The organism is Crocosphaera chwakensis CCY0110 (genome assembly GCF_000169335.1).
GTDB lineage: Bacteria > Cyanobacteriota > Cyanobacteriia > Cyanobacteriales > Microcystaceae > Crocosphaera > Crocosphaera chwakensis.
Window position 1 is genome coordinate 1 of the sequence record NZ_AAXW01000085.1, and the last position, 16696, is coordinate 16696.

Annotated in this window: 11 protein-coding genes and 1 pseudogene; 6 read left to right on the top strand and 6 right to left on the bottom strand. The window is 37.8% G+C overall.

The genetic code is table 11. The features are described from left to right. A partial coding sequence (locus CY0110_RS25445) for a DUF3991 and toprim domain-containing protein (protein ID WP_008278507.1) occupies nt 1-1329 on the top strand: 1329 nt, incomplete at its 5' end. 35 nt (nt 1330-1364) lie between these two features. On the opposite strand, the gene CY0110_RS25450 is transcribed toward CY0110_RS25445, so the two are convergent. The 3 genes from CY0110_RS25450 to CY0110_RS25460 all read right to left on the bottom strand — a co-directional run bounded on the left by CY0110_RS25450 (nt 1365) and on the right by CY0110_RS25460 (nt 2276). Then, on the bottom strand, nt 1365-1772 hold the full coding sequence (locus CY0110_RS25450; RefSeq protein WP_008278508.1) for a retropepsin-like aspartic protease: 408 nt from the start codon (nt 1770-1772) through the stop codon (nt 1365-1367). Then, nucleotides 1769-1996, bottom strand: a complete 228-nt coding sequence (locus CY0110_RS25455; RefSeq protein WP_008278509.1) for a hypothetical protein — start codon at nt 1994-1996, stop codon at nt 1769-1771. The genes CY0110_RS25450 and CY0110_RS25455 overlap by 4 nt, the downstream gene beginning before the upstream one ends. A 76-nt stretch (nt 1997-2072) precedes the next feature. Beyond that, nucleotides 2073-2276: a hypothetical protein gene (locus CY0110_RS25460; RefSeq protein ID WP_035800704.1), complete on the bottom strand. Its 204-nt coding sequence runs from the start codon at nt 2274-2276 to the stop codon at nt 2073-2075. 536 nt (nt 2277-2812) lie between these two features. Here CY0110_RS25460 and CY0110_RS25465 point away from each other — a divergent pair. Then, entirely contained in the window at nt 2813-5884 is a 3072-nt protein-coding gene (locus tag CY0110_RS25465) for a plasmid replication protein, CyRepA1 family (protein WP_008278511.1), read from the top strand. 97 nt (nt 5885-5981) lie between these two features. Here the strand turns inward: CY0110_RS25465 and CY0110_RS25470 are convergent, their stop codons facing one another. From CY0110_RS25470 to CY0110_RS28145, 3 genes are read right to left on the bottom strand one after another with little or no spacing between them, the layout of a single operon-like run. Beyond that, a complete protein-coding gene (locus CY0110_RS25470; protein ID WP_008278512.1) occupies nt 5982-7367 on the bottom strand; it encodes a diguanylate cyclase domain-containing protein in 1386 nt (461 codons plus the stop codon). Then, nucleotides 7357-7758, bottom strand: a complete 402-nt coding sequence (locus CY0110_RS25475; RefSeq protein WP_008278513.1) for a response regulator — start codon at nt 7756-7758, stop codon at nt 7357-7359. The genes CY0110_RS25470 and CY0110_RS25475 overlap by 11 nt, the downstream gene beginning before the upstream one ends. Then, entirely contained in the window at nt 7748-9733 is a 1986-nt protein-coding gene (locus tag CY0110_RS28145) for an ATP-binding protein (RefSeq protein ID WP_008278514.1), read from the bottom strand. Before CY0110_RS28145 ends, CY0110_RS25475 begins: the two co-directional genes overlap by 11 nt. Nucleotides 9734-10091: 358 nt before the next feature. On the opposite strand from CY0110_RS28145, the gene CY0110_RS25485 reads away from it, so the two are divergent. The 4 genes and pseudogenes from CY0110_RS25485 to CY0110_RS25500 form a co-directional block, all read left to right on the top strand. Beyond that, nucleotides 10092-10571: a hypothetical protein gene (locus tag CY0110_RS25485; protein WP_008278515.1), complete on the top strand. Its 480-nt coding sequence runs from the start codon at nt 10092-10094 to the stop codon at nt 10569-10571. Nucleotides 10572-10806: 235 nt separating this feature from the next. After that, a complete protein-coding gene (locus tag CY0110_RS25490; RefSeq protein WP_035800707.1) occupies nt 10807-13068 on the top strand; it encodes a TOMM precursor leader peptide-binding protein in 2262 nt (753 codons plus the stop codon). A gap of 48 nt (nt 13069-13116) precedes the next feature. After that, a pseudogene (locus CY0110_RS25495) lies at nt 13117-14213 on the top strand (amidohydrolase family protein). Between the two features lie 31 nt (nt 14214-14244). Further along, the coding region (locus CY0110_RS25500) for an ATP-binding protein (RefSeq protein WP_008278519.1) at nt 14245-16696 on the top strand (2452 nt) is incomplete at its 3' end.

The following is a 16696-nucleotide window of genomic DNA, read 5'->3' on the forward strand; positions in this document are numbered from 1 at the left end:
GACCCTCAACCAACTCAAACAGGAGACTTGGGGAATCGAATTGTATCAAACCAACCAGGGGAAATTCATAATCCTACCCCCCAACAGCAACCACAAAACCGACTGGAAATGCAAAGGGAAACCCTGTATCAAGCTGTAAACGAAGACGATGACCCCACTAGAGAAAGAACTTTTAGAAACCTTCAAGAACTTTGCAGTTCAGTACGAGAAGGACAAGAAAGAACAAGAGGAATTAATCAAGAACTTCTCAGAAACAATCAACTCATTCAACAACAGAATGAACGACTTAACCGAGAGAATCGAAAGGCTAGAAAACGCTTATCAAGACATCATGAACGTCTTAGAAGAATAAAGGAGCAACAAGCACAAGAACTAGATAAGTTTAAAACTGATATTAACCTCGCTGACTACGCTCAAGCTAACGGTTACAGTATTGATAAAAAGAAAAGTTCGGTTAATTGTCTTGTTCTCAAAGATAACCAAGGGGATAAGATTCTCGTTGGTCTTAATCAATCTGATGGTCACTATTTTTACTCATCCGTTAATAATGATAGAGATAGTGGCTCAATCATTGACTTTATTCAGAATAGAAGAAACGTCAACTTAGGGGAAGTCAGAAAGGAACTTAGACCTTGGATAAATGAACCTTCTAATGCTCCTTATTCTCCTAAACAAGCAACGCCTAAACTAACCCCAAGTAGCCCCGATAGACATAAAATCATTACTCAATTTGAAGAGTTCCAAGCAATCGTAACTCATCCTTATTTAACCCAACGAGGTATCAGTCAACAGACCAGCAATGACCCTAGATTTCAAGGGAGAATCTACACTGACAGCCGTAATAATGTTATTTTTCCTCATGCAGACCGTGAGGGGGTTTGTGGCTATGAACTGCGTAATCAGCAGTTTAAGAGCTTTTCTAAGGGTGGTATCAAGGGGTTATGGACTTCTAATGGTTCTAAAGACGATACGACGCTGGTTATCTGTGAAAGTCCCCTGGACTGCTTAAGTTATCATCAATTATTCCCTGATGATACGACCCGTTACTTTGCTACTGGTGGCACTTTATCAGATAAGCAGAAAACCCTACTTAAAGGGGTTTTTGAAAAGTTTTATAATAAAGGGGGACATATTATGATTGCGACTGATAATGATGAAGCTGGTCAGGCAATACAACAGGAATTAAGGAATCTTGCCCCATCTACGGCTCAAATTAATCGGATAGCTCCTAGACATCATAAGGATTGGAATGAGGCTTTAATAGCTGAACTTCGACAGCAAAGGGAACTTGAACAGAAGCGTAGTCGAGGTAGAGGATTTTCACTTTGAACAACCCACTTACTTCTTTCCCATCTGCCCAATTTCTAGTTATTTTTTGTGACTAAAATTTCTGCTTTAACAACATCGATGATAGCTTGGGACTCTTTGAGAAAATCCATTCCCAATAACCCATTAACCAAGGCTGTTTCTGGCAAATTCAAAGCGACAACCGGAAAATTCTCTTTTTCTATTCCTAAACAGTTCAACCAAGGAACAGCCACAATGGGAACCCTAATTGCTCCCCCTGCGGCCACAATGGTCGTTGTTTTGATGGGAACGTCTAAATTACAGCCTATTCTTTTGAGAATACGAGCAGGTAAAACAGTATAACTTGAACCTGTATCCACCAATAACCGCAAAAAGAACGGATTTTCGCCTCTACGACCCACCGCTATTCTTAGCCAGAGTAAGTCCCCATGACGTTGTAAACGATAGATTTTCTTGGCACTCATAAAATAAAGGCTAAATCTTCAGGAACCTTCCCTACATATTCAATGGCTAAAGGCTGTTCTCCCACTGATTCTAAAGCTTGATAGATATCCTCTTGAATAGGAGAATGAGCTAACACCTCTCCCTTGATAACTTGTAAGTCTTCATCGACTTCTTTTGGGGCGATTAGTAGCCACTCCCCATCATAACTACGCTGCATTTCTTCAAAAGTTATTATTTTAGACATTTTTTCCTCTCCTTTTGATTCGCTTTAATCCCTTGTTATCTTTCTTACAGCAGTTTGCGAGTCATTGAAGTACAACTCAAACTGACCCTACGGTTTCACACCTTAACTTCTTGTATTGTATAAAGTCGCAAACTGCTGTAATTGGTTGATTATCAGCATCCTCAAGGGCATTCTGCTCTATCTCTGATTCTGACATTTTCTCAATTCTTTCCCAATCCGTTAAGTCTTCTAGACTTTTCGCTTGTTCAAGTGTAATTCTCCTAATAGATTTTTCTTTCATCTTTTCATACACTACTACGATCCACTTTAACAACTCATTTTACTCTGCTCATCGTCCCACTAAAAATAGGGTAGATTTCTGTCTCCTTATTCGGTATATTTAAGGATAAGGAAAAATCTTTGCATACTTGCATGACTATTTCCTAGACAACGCAACCGCTACTAAAGCTTTTAGACTTTGAAAAACTTGAAACGGTGTAAAGCCCTAGATAGTTTGATGAAGTTTTAAAAGTAGGGAGCAACCCAAAGCACCCAACAGTTCATAAATCTTGTTTGGCGACGAGAAGAAACTGTAGAGGTGTTGAAGGAGGTTGCTGTCTTCATTTTATTAATTTTAGTGTAGCATTACAACACTTATATGTCATTTGTCATGACAAAATTTAACTACTTAACCAAAATTTGGAGCTTTGAGAAGTCAGCAATCCTTTGACTGACCGTAGTTTCTACTGTCTAACAGTGACATTCAACACTAAAACTTAAATAAGACAGCATTCTCCCTGTATGGGTCGCTTTCACCAACACTCACGGAAAGCACCAATGAAAGGAAACACAGGGAAACAACAACACCAACACATAACCACCGCACACTACCAAGAATGGCTAGAGAGTGCCGTCGCTCCTGCTATCATCGCTAATAACGTCAAATCCTTATCAGGCAACACTCCTTATGAGTATTTGTTTTATAGCGACGACATCAAGCGTTTAAATACCGGGCGACTGACATCGAGCGACCTTAAAAAATATTCCCACCTAAATAATGGGGGATGGTGGGTGAATGGCGTTAACCCCCTAACCGGAGAAGAACAATTATGGGGTCAATTCAAATCTGATACCCCCAGAGTCATCGTTGAAGTCAAAGGGGATAACGGTTTTGGTGGTGAACCCGTCACCAAAGAAAAAATTATTAAATATGAAGCCCCACCCAAAGTCCCCACCGAAGCCATGTTCTTACGGGTAACATACCGTATTGGCTTAAACGTTTTTAGAAAAGCAGGTTTAGGTAAAGAATACGCCGAATATGCTTACTCTCAATACAAGAAATCGTCTAAAAAACTAAATAATCTCGATAGAATCAAATTACTTGATTTTATGGAGACAGAAGACAAAGGTTTCTGGCCATTAGTCATTGACCTTAACCTCCCCGTCTGCATCACCGAAGGAGCCAAAAAAGCCGGAGCCTTACTCTCTATCGGTATCGCAGCGATCAGTATTCCTGGGATATGGAATGGCTGTCCCATTCCCAAAGACGGCCTTGGCAATAAAATCGGTTTACCACGTCTCATCCCACAATTAGCCCTATTTGCCACCAAAGACCGAGAAATTAACATCTGCTTTGACCAAGATACTAAACTAGAAACCCGTATCACCGTCAAAAAAGCCACCGAACGACTAGGCGGTTTATTTAACCGAGCCGGTTGCAAAGTTAACGTCGTAGCGTGGAATGCCCCCGAAAAAGGCGTTGACGACCTCATCCACTCCAAAGGGCAAGACTATTTTGAAAGCGTCTACAACAGCCGTTTATCCTTAGCTGATTATAAATTAAAAGGTATCCTTACTCTCTTAAGCGACCTAACCATTAAAGAACAATTTATCCCCAATAGCCTACAATACCCACCCAATGCCAAACTTATTGGAGTCAAATCCTTACATGGTACGGGTAAAACCGAATGGTTAGCCCATCAAGTTCAACCCTGTTTAAACAACAGTCAAAAAGTCATTGTTATTGTCCACAGGGAACAATTAGCCCGTGAATTAGCCCGTCGTTTTGGTATGGATTATCGAACCGAAATCAATAAAAACGACCTAGGTAAAGGACAATTCGGCTATGCTTTATGTATTGATTCCCTCCATAATAAAGCTAAATATAAACCCTTTAACCCCGACGATCCCCAGTGGGAAGATGTCGTCGTTGTTATCGATGAAATTGAACAAGTTTTATGGCATTTACTCAATGGAAAAACTTGTCTTGAACACCGAGTCACAATTCTAACTAACTTCAAAAAACTCTTACAAAGAGCAGCCATATCCAAAGAAGGAAAAATCTTCATTGCTGATGCTGACTTATGTTCCATTAGTATCAACTATATCGAACAACTCATCGGCTATAAAGTACCTAAATTCATTGTTAAAAATGACTATGTTCCTGACAGTAAACGTCTTCTTTTTCATCTGAAAGGTAAAAACCCCTCAGGACTTCTTAAACAACTAGGAAACAATGTCAAAAAAGGGCATAAAGTCATTATTCATACCGACGGACAAAAGTATAAGAGTAAATGGGGAACTCGTAACTTAGAAGCCTATTTAAGAAAGAAATTCCCCGACTTAAAAATCTTAAGAATAGATCGGCCATCCGTTAGAGATAACACTCACCCTGCTTTTGGCTGCGTTGATAAATTAAATGAGATTTTACCCCGATTTGATATTGTTATTTGTTCCCCTGTTATCGAAACCGGTGTAAGTATTAACTGTAATCAGTTTGACTCAGTTTATGTCTTAAGTCATGGGGTTCAACCCATTGATGCCGTCATTCAAACCATGCAACGGGTGAGAAGTAATGTCCCTCGATATTTATGGACTAAAAGCTTTAGTCCTAATCAAATCGGTAACGGGTCAAATGATGTTAAAGCTTTCCTCTCATCCACTCATAAGCTGGCTTCTGGACAAATTAAACTATTACAAAGTATGGGCATAACAGAAGCCAATGATGTTAGCTTTTATGAGGAAAGCGAAGACGTTAAAACCTGTTCCCCTTCCTTATTAGCATGGGCTAAACGCGCTGTTGTTATCAATCATCAAAATCGCCATTTCTTGAAGACACTTATTACCAAGTTAGAAGGATTAGGCTATGAATTACAAGAGAAAAGTCTTGAGAAAGAAGAGATGAAAGAAGTCTCAGATAATCTTAAACAGATTACTAAAGAAAATTATGGTAATCATACAAATAGGGTGTCTAAATCTCCCGATATTGAGGATAAAACCTATCAGGAATGGAAAGAAAGAGATGACTTAACCGAAGCAGAAGAAGAAACTTTAAAGAAAGCAGAAATTAGTCGGGCTTATCTGACTGAAGAAGTTAGTCCCTCAATGGTAGAAAAGCATGATCAAGGATGGTTGCCTAAGTTACAGTTACTTTATTACTTAACCGTTGGTAACTGCTATTTAAAGGATAAAGAAAAACGTAATCTTTTGAAACTGAAAGAACAATCAGATAATGGAGAATTATTCAAACCGGATTTTTGTAAGTCAACGTTAGCTGCTAAAATATTTTCCTTAATCCATCTGGATATTTTACAGTTCTTAGATCCCGATGCGGAGTTTGATAAAGATTCATTACAAAAATGGTATGAGAAGATAAGTACCCCTGTTATGAAGTCTCAAATTAAAACAGTGTTTGGTTTTTGGATAGGAGAAATGGATACGGCTATTTCTGTTGCTCAACGGTTCCTTGATAAATTAGATTTAAAGCTGATCTTTGACCGACGGGAACGACGGAAGGGTAAACAAGTGAGGATTTATCAAGGATGTAATGTGAACGTAGATCAACGGGGAAAAATCTTGGAGCGATGGTTAAAACGGGATGAAGCTAACTCAATAAATGAAGCTGCATAGTGAGTCACCCCTGGTATAGATAGTTATTTAATTACATTCGGGATGACTCACTCCTAACCATTTACCCCTTGGCATGAAACACAGATGACCTCTTGCTTTAATTTAAAATAACATAGCGACCTTTTCCAGCGTTTTTAGCTTGATACATCGCTGAATCAGCATCACGGAGTAAATCAACTTGATTAGTATAAGCAGAACATCCCATCACGATCCCAATGCTAGCACCACTGTTAAGGGTATGATTTTTGAAACAAAAGGAACGAGACAACTCACTCAGAATGCGCTCTGTGATTTCTGATACTTCCTGTCTGTCCTCAATTTTTGATAAAAAAATCGTGAATTCATCACCTCCTAATCGAGCTACCAGATCGCTATTTCTAACGCAGTTTTGTAAACGTTTAGCAATGGCAATTAGCAAAAGATATCCTATTTCATGACCGAGACTATCATTCACAGTTTTAAAGCCATCTAAATCAATAAATAAAACAGCAAACTGATAATAGTGATCGCATTGCGCTCGCTTTAAAGCTGAATCGAGTTGTTTACTAAAAAAAGCCCGATTAGGTAACTTGGTTAAGGAATCGTGAAGAGAATTGTAAACCAGCTTTTCTTCTCTCAATTTTTGTTGTGTAACATTGTAAATTGTTCCATCAATACGAATAGCATTTCCTCTCTCATCATAAATAACTTTAGCGCGTTCTTTGACCCATTGTATTTTCTCATTAGGTTGCAATATTTTATAGTTTATAGTCAGATGATTTTTGGCTAATACTTGGGGCATAAATCTTTTAACAGTCTCTCTGTCTTCGGGGTGAACAAGTTCATGTCGCCAAAAATTTTGCTCTTTTAAAAGGTCAAGAGGATATCCATAAAGCTGTTCAGCCGAAGGACTGAGATAAAGTAATTCTAAGGTTTTGGGAGAAGCTGACCAAATAATGTCGTTGATTGAATTTAAAATACTTTCTAATCTAAACTCACTAGCTTTTAATAATTGTTCAGTGTGCTTACGCTCTTGAATTTCTATTTGAAGTTCTTGATTAATTTTCTGTAAAACTTGGTTTTGTTTTTTTAATTGTTGACTTTGTTCGTAGCTGCGGAGTGCTTCTTTGATGGTGAGAGTCAAATCTATCTCGTTCCAAGGTTTAGCAATATAGCGGTATAAATTAGCCTGATTAACAGCTTTAATGACTCCTTCAAAACTAGCTTGTCCTGTGAGAAGGATTTTTAAAGTGTGAGGATAAAGATGATGCAGCTGACACAAAATTTCAGATCCCAACATACCAGGGAGAAAATGATCGCAAACAACTAAGGGAATGGGAATTTTCTCATCAGTTAATTCAGCACATAATTCTAAAGCTTCTTGACCACTTTCAGCGATTTCAATTTGATAGCTTTCTCCAATGCCACGACTGATTTGCTCTCGTAAGGAATGAAGAATAATGGGTTCATCATCAATACAAATAATGGCAGGTTTAATTATCATCTTGCTCCAATCCCAAGGTAATAGTTTTTATCAGAGTTGATTCGCTCCAAGGTTTAGGAATACAAGCAAAAAGATTTCCTTCTTCACGCACTCTTTGGATAGCAGCTTCGTCAGCATGACCTGTTAACATAACTGTAATAATCTGGGGAAATAAACGATGTACTTGAATTAAAAAATCGTCTCCTCGAACTCCTGGCATTAACCAGTCAGAAACAATGATTAAAATCTTAATTTTTTCTATTTCAAGTTCTTCAATGATTTCCCAAGCTTCATCCACACTTTCAGCAATTTCACATAGGTATTGATCGCCAAAATTTTTCGTAATCTGATCTCGCAAACTAATAAGAACTATTTGTTCATCATCAACACAGAGAATAGCTTTATCTAACATGACTACTGGATAGGTTAATAGGGAGCAGCACTCTAAAAGTAGTATGCCCAACTTGGCTACAAAATTCAATTTTGCCAAGATGTTTATCAATGATTTGTTGAACAATATGTAATCCTAATCCACTTCCCTCCCCTGGTGCTTTAGTGGTAAAAAAGGGGTCGAATATCTTATTTTGAACCTCGGAAGGGATTCCACTTCCATTATCTTCAATCTCGATAACCACATAATTATCTTGTTCTTTAATGTGGAGAGTCAATTTACCTTGATAATTCATGGCTTGAATAGCATTTCCAATTAAATTTGACCAAACTTGACTCAACTCTTCTATATAACAAAAAATGACGGGAAATGCCTCATATTTTTTACTCACTTCAATCCCTCGCTTAATCTGACTATGGTAAAGGGTAAGGACTAAATCAAGACTTTCTACAATGCTGGATTTTTGTAGAGAATTTGACTGATCTTGGTGAATGTAACTTTTGAGAGCAAAAACAATTTTTGAAGCTCTTTCTGTCGCTAAGGTAATATTTTTACTATTATTTTGAATTGAAGTCAGTTGATAAGCTGCATTGAGAATAAAAACAGCTGAATCGTTGTTCAAAAGATAGAGAATAGGGTCTAATGATTGGGTAATTCTCATCTTGCTGAGAAGATTAGCTAATTGGTCAGCCGATGCTATTTCTTGTGCTAGTAACGTCTGTTTTAATTGCCGTCTGAGTTGACGTTCTTCCCTTGAGGAGAGAATTCCTTGGGGTTGAGTTGCCCAACTCACCAATAAAGAAAACTCATTTACTTGCTCTGAAGAAAGTTGTTGAAATAACCAGGGAAGTTGTTGTAAGGACTGGTCTAAGCTGCTGTTGATGTTGTCAATGGATGCTTGGATAGCACCGAGAGGAGTATTAATTTCATGGGCAATTCCAGCAACTAAATGACCAAGGGCTGCCATTTTTTCAGATTGAATAATTTCGGCTTGTGCTGTTTGTAACTGCTGCAATAACTGAGATAATTCTTGTGTTCTTTCTAAAACTTTTTGTTCTAAATTTTGATTGTAGTTAGCTAGTTTAATATTGATTTCTTTTTGTTGAAGTAAAAGCTCTCTAACTTGGCTAATCAGTTGATTAAAGGAACTAGCTAATAACCCTATCTCATCGGCAGTTTTAATCGGTATTTTGTAATCAAAATTAGCAGATTTAGTCACTTCTTGAGTCACTTTATTTAATTCTTGTAGCGGTTGAGCAACAGTTTTTATAATAGAAAAAGTAAAACCCGTAACGATCAAAGCTGAGAGACACAAGCTAATAATCGTAATGTATAGTTGCCAAATTTCTGCCTGTCGAGATGCGGATTGTGCCTCTTCATATTCGCTAACAACTAACTCGTTTAAATTATGGATAGCTTCAATAAATTGATGGTAAGAGATTAGGAATTTTTCGTTAGTTTCTAAAGATTGTAAATCCATTTTTAAAATCCTCACCTCTGAGATCATTTCCTGAGTGTTTTCATCAGAAATAATTTGCTTTGTTTTTAATAACCAAGGCTCAAAATCTTGGTAGCTTTCTACTAAAATTTTAGTTTCTTTTAGTTCTTTTACGGAGTCTCCAGTAACAAACTCTTTAGAGCTTCCATGCTTATTATTAAATTTTTTAAAAACTTCTTGTAGCTTAATAATTTGATTGAATAAGTATGTCAATTTAGAAGAATTTAGGTTTAATTCTTCTTTTGAATTTATCACCTGTAATTGAGTATTTTGTACTAATAAAAGATGATTTTCTAAGCGATTAAGTAACAATAATTCTTCTAGAGCATCTTCCATTAGGAGAGCAGAGTGATAATGATGGAAACTAGCAAGTTTATAACCTATTCCAATTCCTACAGAAACCACCGTTATGGCTATTCCATAACCTAATATAATCTTTTGACCAATTTTTAGGGTAGCAAACCATTTAAACATAGAAAAATAAATAATTTCAGACATCTCAACGACTTTATCTTAGAATTCCCAAAATAGAGATGATCCTCAAAGCCCTAACAGAAACAATTGTAGAAACCGTGAGTCTAGATAAAACATAGGATTTTTCCTGTTTACAAAAAAACTTACTTAAAGTAGGTTAAAAGTAGGGTGAGTCAATTGGCTCATAGCTATTGAAGTGAAGTTAACTATTCAGCATTTAAACGACATATTGTCAATGGGGCGAAAACTCTAAAATATTTATTGTCCCTGACTTTTGCTCTAGTTAGTTGTTATCAGAATAAGTAATCTAAATGCTGAACAGGTGAACAAAAATCTTCTCATTATTTTTAACCCAGTTTTTTAATACGACCCCATTAAATTTATGAGTAGACTCTCAGATTACGTCAAGAAGTTACGTCAGGGTGGGATAAATTTGATACATCCTAGATCAACACACCCAGATATTCCCCACATATTTCACAAGGTAAATAAGCAAATTTCCCAGCTTATTGCCAAGACATGGCTAGATGGCACTGAACTGACTGAACAAGATATTCGGAAACTTTTAGAAGATGAAGGTTTGATTTCTAAAGATGAACCTCTTAAGGTGGTCATAGACAAAGAACCTTACTCTAAATGGGATTATAAGCATAGTCCCCCAGGTTCACCTCCAACCCATAATTATGAAGGTCACTGGAATCTTCTCGATGAACCTGACTTGCCAATTGAAATGTATATTCCCTATCCTCCACGACCCCCAGAGACAGACGTAAGTTCTGAGGAATTACAGCATTGGCTCGCTGAAAATCCCAAGGTTGGCCCCTATTATCCAGAAAATGTCTGGATACCTTTTAGCTGCTAATATTTAGGGGAAGTGATACCCTTGAAAATCCAGTGAAGCAAGTGAACTAGGGTATGTGGTACTTTCTTCAAAAAACATTGATTCAGAGAGGTAGGGAAAGCCAGATAAAACTCTCTCTTTCCTTCCCTGCTTCCTTATCAAGTGCAGCATTTCCCTTTCATAGCTCTCTTCTGTCAGACTGGAGTTCACCTCTGGTTTTTTCTTGGCTGAGAGAGTATAAATTTTATTGAATGAGATGTTAAATCAGCCAAAGCTAAAAGATTGTTTCCACTGGTACAGTAAAGGTTCAGAAGCTGTATTTCTAGTTTCTGAGAGAGATTCCATTATCCTTAGCGAGTCTATCTATCAATTGTTAATGCCGTTGCTCGACGGTCATCATACAACTAACGAGATTGTTGACTTACTGCCTGAAATATCTGCTACCGAGATTTTTTATGCTTTGATGTTGATGGAAAAGAAGGGCTATATTATTGAAAACCAAAAACCTTTACCTGATAACTTTGCCATCTTCTGTGAGCATTTAAACATCGAGCCAAAACAAGCTTACTCTCGACTACAAGCCACAAAAGTAAAAGTTAATTCTTTGGGAGTAAATATGCCCATTGGGCATTTCTATGATAATTTAAAATCTTTGCAAATTAAAGTATTAGAAGAAGCCGAGTTAGAACCAGACTTAGAAATCGTTTTAACTGATACCTATTTGCGAGACAGCTTGAATGACTTCAATCAAAAAGCGTTACTACGCTCAACCCCCTGGATGTTAGTCAAACCAGTGGGAACAATCGTTTGGATAGGCCCAATATTTTATCCGAGGAAAACAGGTTGTTGGCAGTGCCTAGCTCAGCGATTAAGGAATAATAGTCCGATTACAGAAGCAATCACCAAAAACAAAGCTCGTTTGCCCTTACATCCCCTTGGTTCTTTGCCCTCTACCTTAGAAAGCACCCTAGGGATGGTAGCCACCGAAGTCTTTAAATGGATTGTCCAGGGCGAAAACCGGAGTTTAGAGGGAAGGCTAGTCGTTCACGATCATCTTACTCTAACCACTCAAAATAATATCTTGGTTAAGCGTCCTCAATGTCCAAGTTGTGGCAAAATCTTCAAGCAGGTTAACAGGAAACCTCTACCAATTATTCTCGGACATCGTCAAAAAAAGTTTACAGCCGACGGAGGACACCGAAATTGTTCACCGGAAGAAACCTTAAGGAAATATCAACATCATATTAGCCCGATTACGGGAGTTGTTCGAGAATTAAGGAAAGTTGAGCAACTGGATAATAGTCTAAGTCATACATACAGGGCAAAGCATCATTTTGTCACCATGTTCGATAATCTCCAGAGCTTACGTCAAAATCTAGCAGGTAGAAGTGCTGGCAAAGGCAGAATGGAGCAGCAAGCAAAGGTAAGCGGTTTGTGTGAAGCTATTGAGAGATATTCTGGGGTTTTCTCTGGTGACGAAATTAGACAAACCGCCAGCTATCAACAGATGGGAGATAAAGCAATTCATCCCAATACCTGTATGAATTTCAGCCAAGCTCAATATGAGAACCGTCTTCAATGGAATGCTAGTGTTTCTAGTTGGTTTCAACGGGTTCCAGACCCCTTTGATGAGGAAAGAGAAATTGAATGGACTCCTGTTTGGTCTCTTACCCATCAAACGTTTAAGTATTTACCAACCGCTTACTGCTATTATGGGTATCCCAAATCCCAAAATCTCGATTGTTGGGCGGACTCTAATGGCTGTGCTGCTGGAAACACCTTAGAAGAGGCCATTCTGCAAGGATTTATGGAATTAGTCGAGCGTGATTGTGTCGCCTTATGGTGGTACAATCGCCTCCCTAGACCCAAAGTAGATTTAGAGAGTTTTGACGATCCCTATTTTCAAAACCTGACGGCATATTACCGTTCTCTTGACCGTCAACTTTGGGTGCTGGATCTAACGAATGATCTCAATATTCCAGTATTTGCTGCCATCACTTGTAGAATAGAGTCAGATGTAAAAGATATTACCCTAGGCTTCGGTAGCCATTTTGACGCAAAACTTGCTGTTGGCAGGGCTTTAACCGAACTTAACCAAATTCTTCCCAATGTTTTATCCGCCAAAGCGGATGGTAGGACTCAATATCCTCCATTTGGCGATCCCCTAGCCATAAAATGGTGGACAACCGCTACCTTAGAGAATCAGCCCTATCTCGTTCCAGATTCTAGAGTCACTTCCAAAGTATCTGGTGATTATCTTCAAGGTTGGAGTGACGATTTGTTAGAAGATGTCAGGCGTTGTCAGCAAATTGCGGAGCAAAACGGTATGGAAATGCTCGTCTTAGACCAGACTCGCCCTGATATCGGACTGAAGGTGGTTAAGACGATTGTTCCAGGAATGCGCCACTGGTGGCGGCGGTTAGGACCAGGACGACTTTATGATATTCCCCTCAAAAACAATTGGTTACAAACTCCATTAGCTGAAGATCAACTCAACCCGTGGACGATGTGGATGTAATCAGCTTGCCTATTCCTCTCTTTAAACCATTAATCAATGAATCGGATCATGGTTAAAAACTATCAAATTATTGATGCTGACGCTCATGTCTTTGAACCCCTTGATATGTGGCAAGAATATTTAGAACCTGCTTATAGAAGCTTTGCCCCTTCACCTGATATGAAAATTCAAGGGGAAGCAATTTATTATAAAGCAGACAAAGAAATTGTCTCCCATTGGACTAAACAGATACAGCAAGCTCACCCGATGATGGGACTCGACGGTTTTACGCCGGAGCTTCATCTGATGACCATGAACCAAATGGGGATTGATGTTTCATGTATTTATCCGACCCTAGGACTGGCCATACAATCAGTTGACACCATGACCCCCAAGTGGCCGGAGCATTTACCCGTGCTTATAACCAATGGTTAAAAGACTTTTGTAGCTATGATCCCCAAAAACTTCAAGGAATAGGGATTGTCAATCGTCACGCTCCCGAAGAAATGGTAACCCAACTGTATCAAATTGCTAAAATTGGTTGGAAAGCTGTTTGTTTGCGTCCTAATCCCGTCAAAGGACGATTGCTGAGTGACCCCGCTTATGAGCCTTTTTGGCAAGCGTGTGAGGCGTTGGGAATCGCAGTGGGGATACATGAAGGCACTCATAGTCGTTTGCCAAGTGCTGGTGCAGACCGATTTAACACCCGTTTTGCCCTACGCGCTTGCTCTCATCCCATGGAGCAGATGATGGCGATGCTAGCCTTGATTGAAGGCGGAGTGTTAGAGCGTTACCCAAACCTCAGAGTGGGATTTCTAGAATCAGGCTGTGGTTGGCTATTGTACTGGCTATGGCGGTTAGATGAGGAATATGAGTGCCATTATTGGGAGATAAAGGATACTGTCAAGATGAAACCTTCAGAGTATTTTCGTCGCCAATGCTTTATTGTGCTTGAGCCTTCAGAGCCTTACCTTGAACGAATAATTGAGGATATTGGGGCAGATAACTTGCTTTTTGGGTCTGACTATCCCCATGTTCATTGGAAAATTGACCAAAATGAACCTAATTTTCTTGATATCTCTAAAATACTCCACCAAAGATTACCTAGCGCAACCGTGCAAAAGATCCTTTTTGATAATCCTGCCCGTTTCTATGGACTAAACTAAAAATAAACCTTAACGCTATAATAAGGGATTTATGAATAACATAGATGACTACCAGATTATCACTCGAATCTATGAAAGTGCTAATTCATTGGTTTATCGAGCTAGGAATAAGACAGATAATAAACCTATTGTTCTAAAAATTCTCAAAGAAAACTATCCTACTCCTTCAGAACTAACCTGTTATCAACAGGAATATGAAATTACTCGCTGTTTTAATGTAGATAATATTATCAAAGTCTATGACTTAAGGCGATATAAGAATAGTTTAGTCATGCTTTTAGAAGACTTTGGTGGACATTCTTTAAAATTTTTTATCGCCCAAAGTCCATTAAGTTTATACTGCTTTTTGACCATTGCTATTAATATAACTGAGGGATTAGCAGCGATTCATAGTGCGAACATTATCCATAAAGATATTAACCCAAATAATATTATTTATAATCCAGAAACAGAACAAATTAAAATTATCGATTTTGGGCTGGCTACCCGTTTATCCAAAGAAATCATCACGGTTAGTTCTCCTCATCAATTAGAAGGAACGTTAGCTTATATTTCTCCAGAACAAACCGGAAGAATGAATCGAGGGATAGATTATCGTAGTGATTTTTATTCCCTTGGCATTACCTTTTATGAACTTTTAACGAGTAAACTTCCGTTTGAAACCACAGACCCAATGGAGTTAATCCATTGTCATCTTGCTCAACAACCTCCACCGATTAATCAATTAATCCCTGATCTTCCTTTAGCGGTATTAAATATCATTGGAAAACTGTTAGCTAAAACCCCAGAAGAAAGATATCAAAGTGCGTGGGGAATTAAAGCGGATTTAGAAATTTGTCTTAATCAATTAAAGTCTTTAGGAGAAATTACTTCGTTTCCTTTAGCTACTCAGGATATTGCTGAAAAGTTTCAAATTCCTCACAAACTATATGGTCGAGAACTTGAAGTCAATAAACTTTTAACAATCTTTGATGAGGTTAGTCAAGGAAACACTCAAATGCTCTTAATTTCAGGGTATTCAGGGGTGGGAAAATCGGCTTTAGTTAATGAAATTCACAAACCAATTGTACGGCAACGGGGACAGTTTATTAAGGGAAAATTTGACCAATTCAATCGAGATATTCCTTACGCTGCTATTGCTCAGGCTTTTCGAGAATTAATCCATAAATTGTTAAGTGAATCAGAAATAATTTTACAAGCTTGGGTTAAGAAGATTTTAGCTGTTTTAGGTAGCAATGGCCAAATTATTATTGAGATTATCCCTGAACTTGAAAAAATTATTGGTCAACAGCCATCTATCAAACAATTAGGAATAACAGAAAGTCAAAACCGATTCAATTTATTTCTAAGAAGATTTCTGAGAATTTTTTGTAAAAAAGAACATCCTTTGGTAATCTTTATTGATGATTTACAATGGGCAGATTTACCCTCTTTGCAACTCATTGAACAATTAATGTTAGATCCCGAAAATCAATATTTTCTCTTGATTGGTACTTATCGAGATAATGAAGTTAGTCCTACCCATCCTCTAAAGCAAACCTTAGAGAAAATTAAGCAAGCAAAAGTTTCAGTATCAGAAATTTCCCTTGCTCCTCTAGGCATCAAACACATTAATCAATTAATTGCTGATACCCTTAATTGTTCAAGAAATATTGTCCAACCTTTAGCTAAATTAGTTGCTCAAAAAACGAACGGAAATCCTTTTTTTTTGACTCAACTTCTTTACTCTTTGTATCAAGAAAATTTATTAGTGTTTGATCGGACTCAAACGAGTTTTAATTCAGACAAAAATCAACAAGGTTCCTATCCTCTTACTTCAACAAGCTCGGCAACACAATCTAATGGTTATTGGCAATGGGATATAGAGCAAATTGAAAGAATGTCTATCACTGATAATGTTGTTGATTTGATGGTCAATAAAATTGAAAAATTAGAGCAACAAACTCAACAAGTTCTCAAATTAGCTGCTTGTATTGGAAACTATTTTAATTTAGAAATGCTTTCTCTCGTTAATAATAAATCTCCCATAGAAACGGCGAGAGAACTACAGTCAGCCCTTAATGAAGGCTTGATAATTCCTTTAGATAATAGTTATAAAGTGCCTCTACTTTGGAATCAAGAAGACTTGGTCAATGATATTTCCAAAATTTTTTCGGAGTCTTCTACAAAAATTGCCTACAAATTTTTACATGATCGCGTTCAGCAAGCAGCATATAGTCTAATTCAAGAAAAGCTAAAACAAGAAGTTCATCTCAAAATTGGTCAACTGCTTCTAAAGAATACTCTCCCCGAACGGTTAGAAGAGAATATATTTGATATTGTTAATCAACTGAATGTTGGAGCGGATTTACTTTCAACTCAATTAGAACGAGATAATCTCTCTCAATTGAATTTAATTGCAGCTAAAAAAGCTAAGAAATCAAGTGCTTACCTATCGGCTCTCAAGTATTTAGAATTAGCCCTAAACCTTCTATCATCCGATA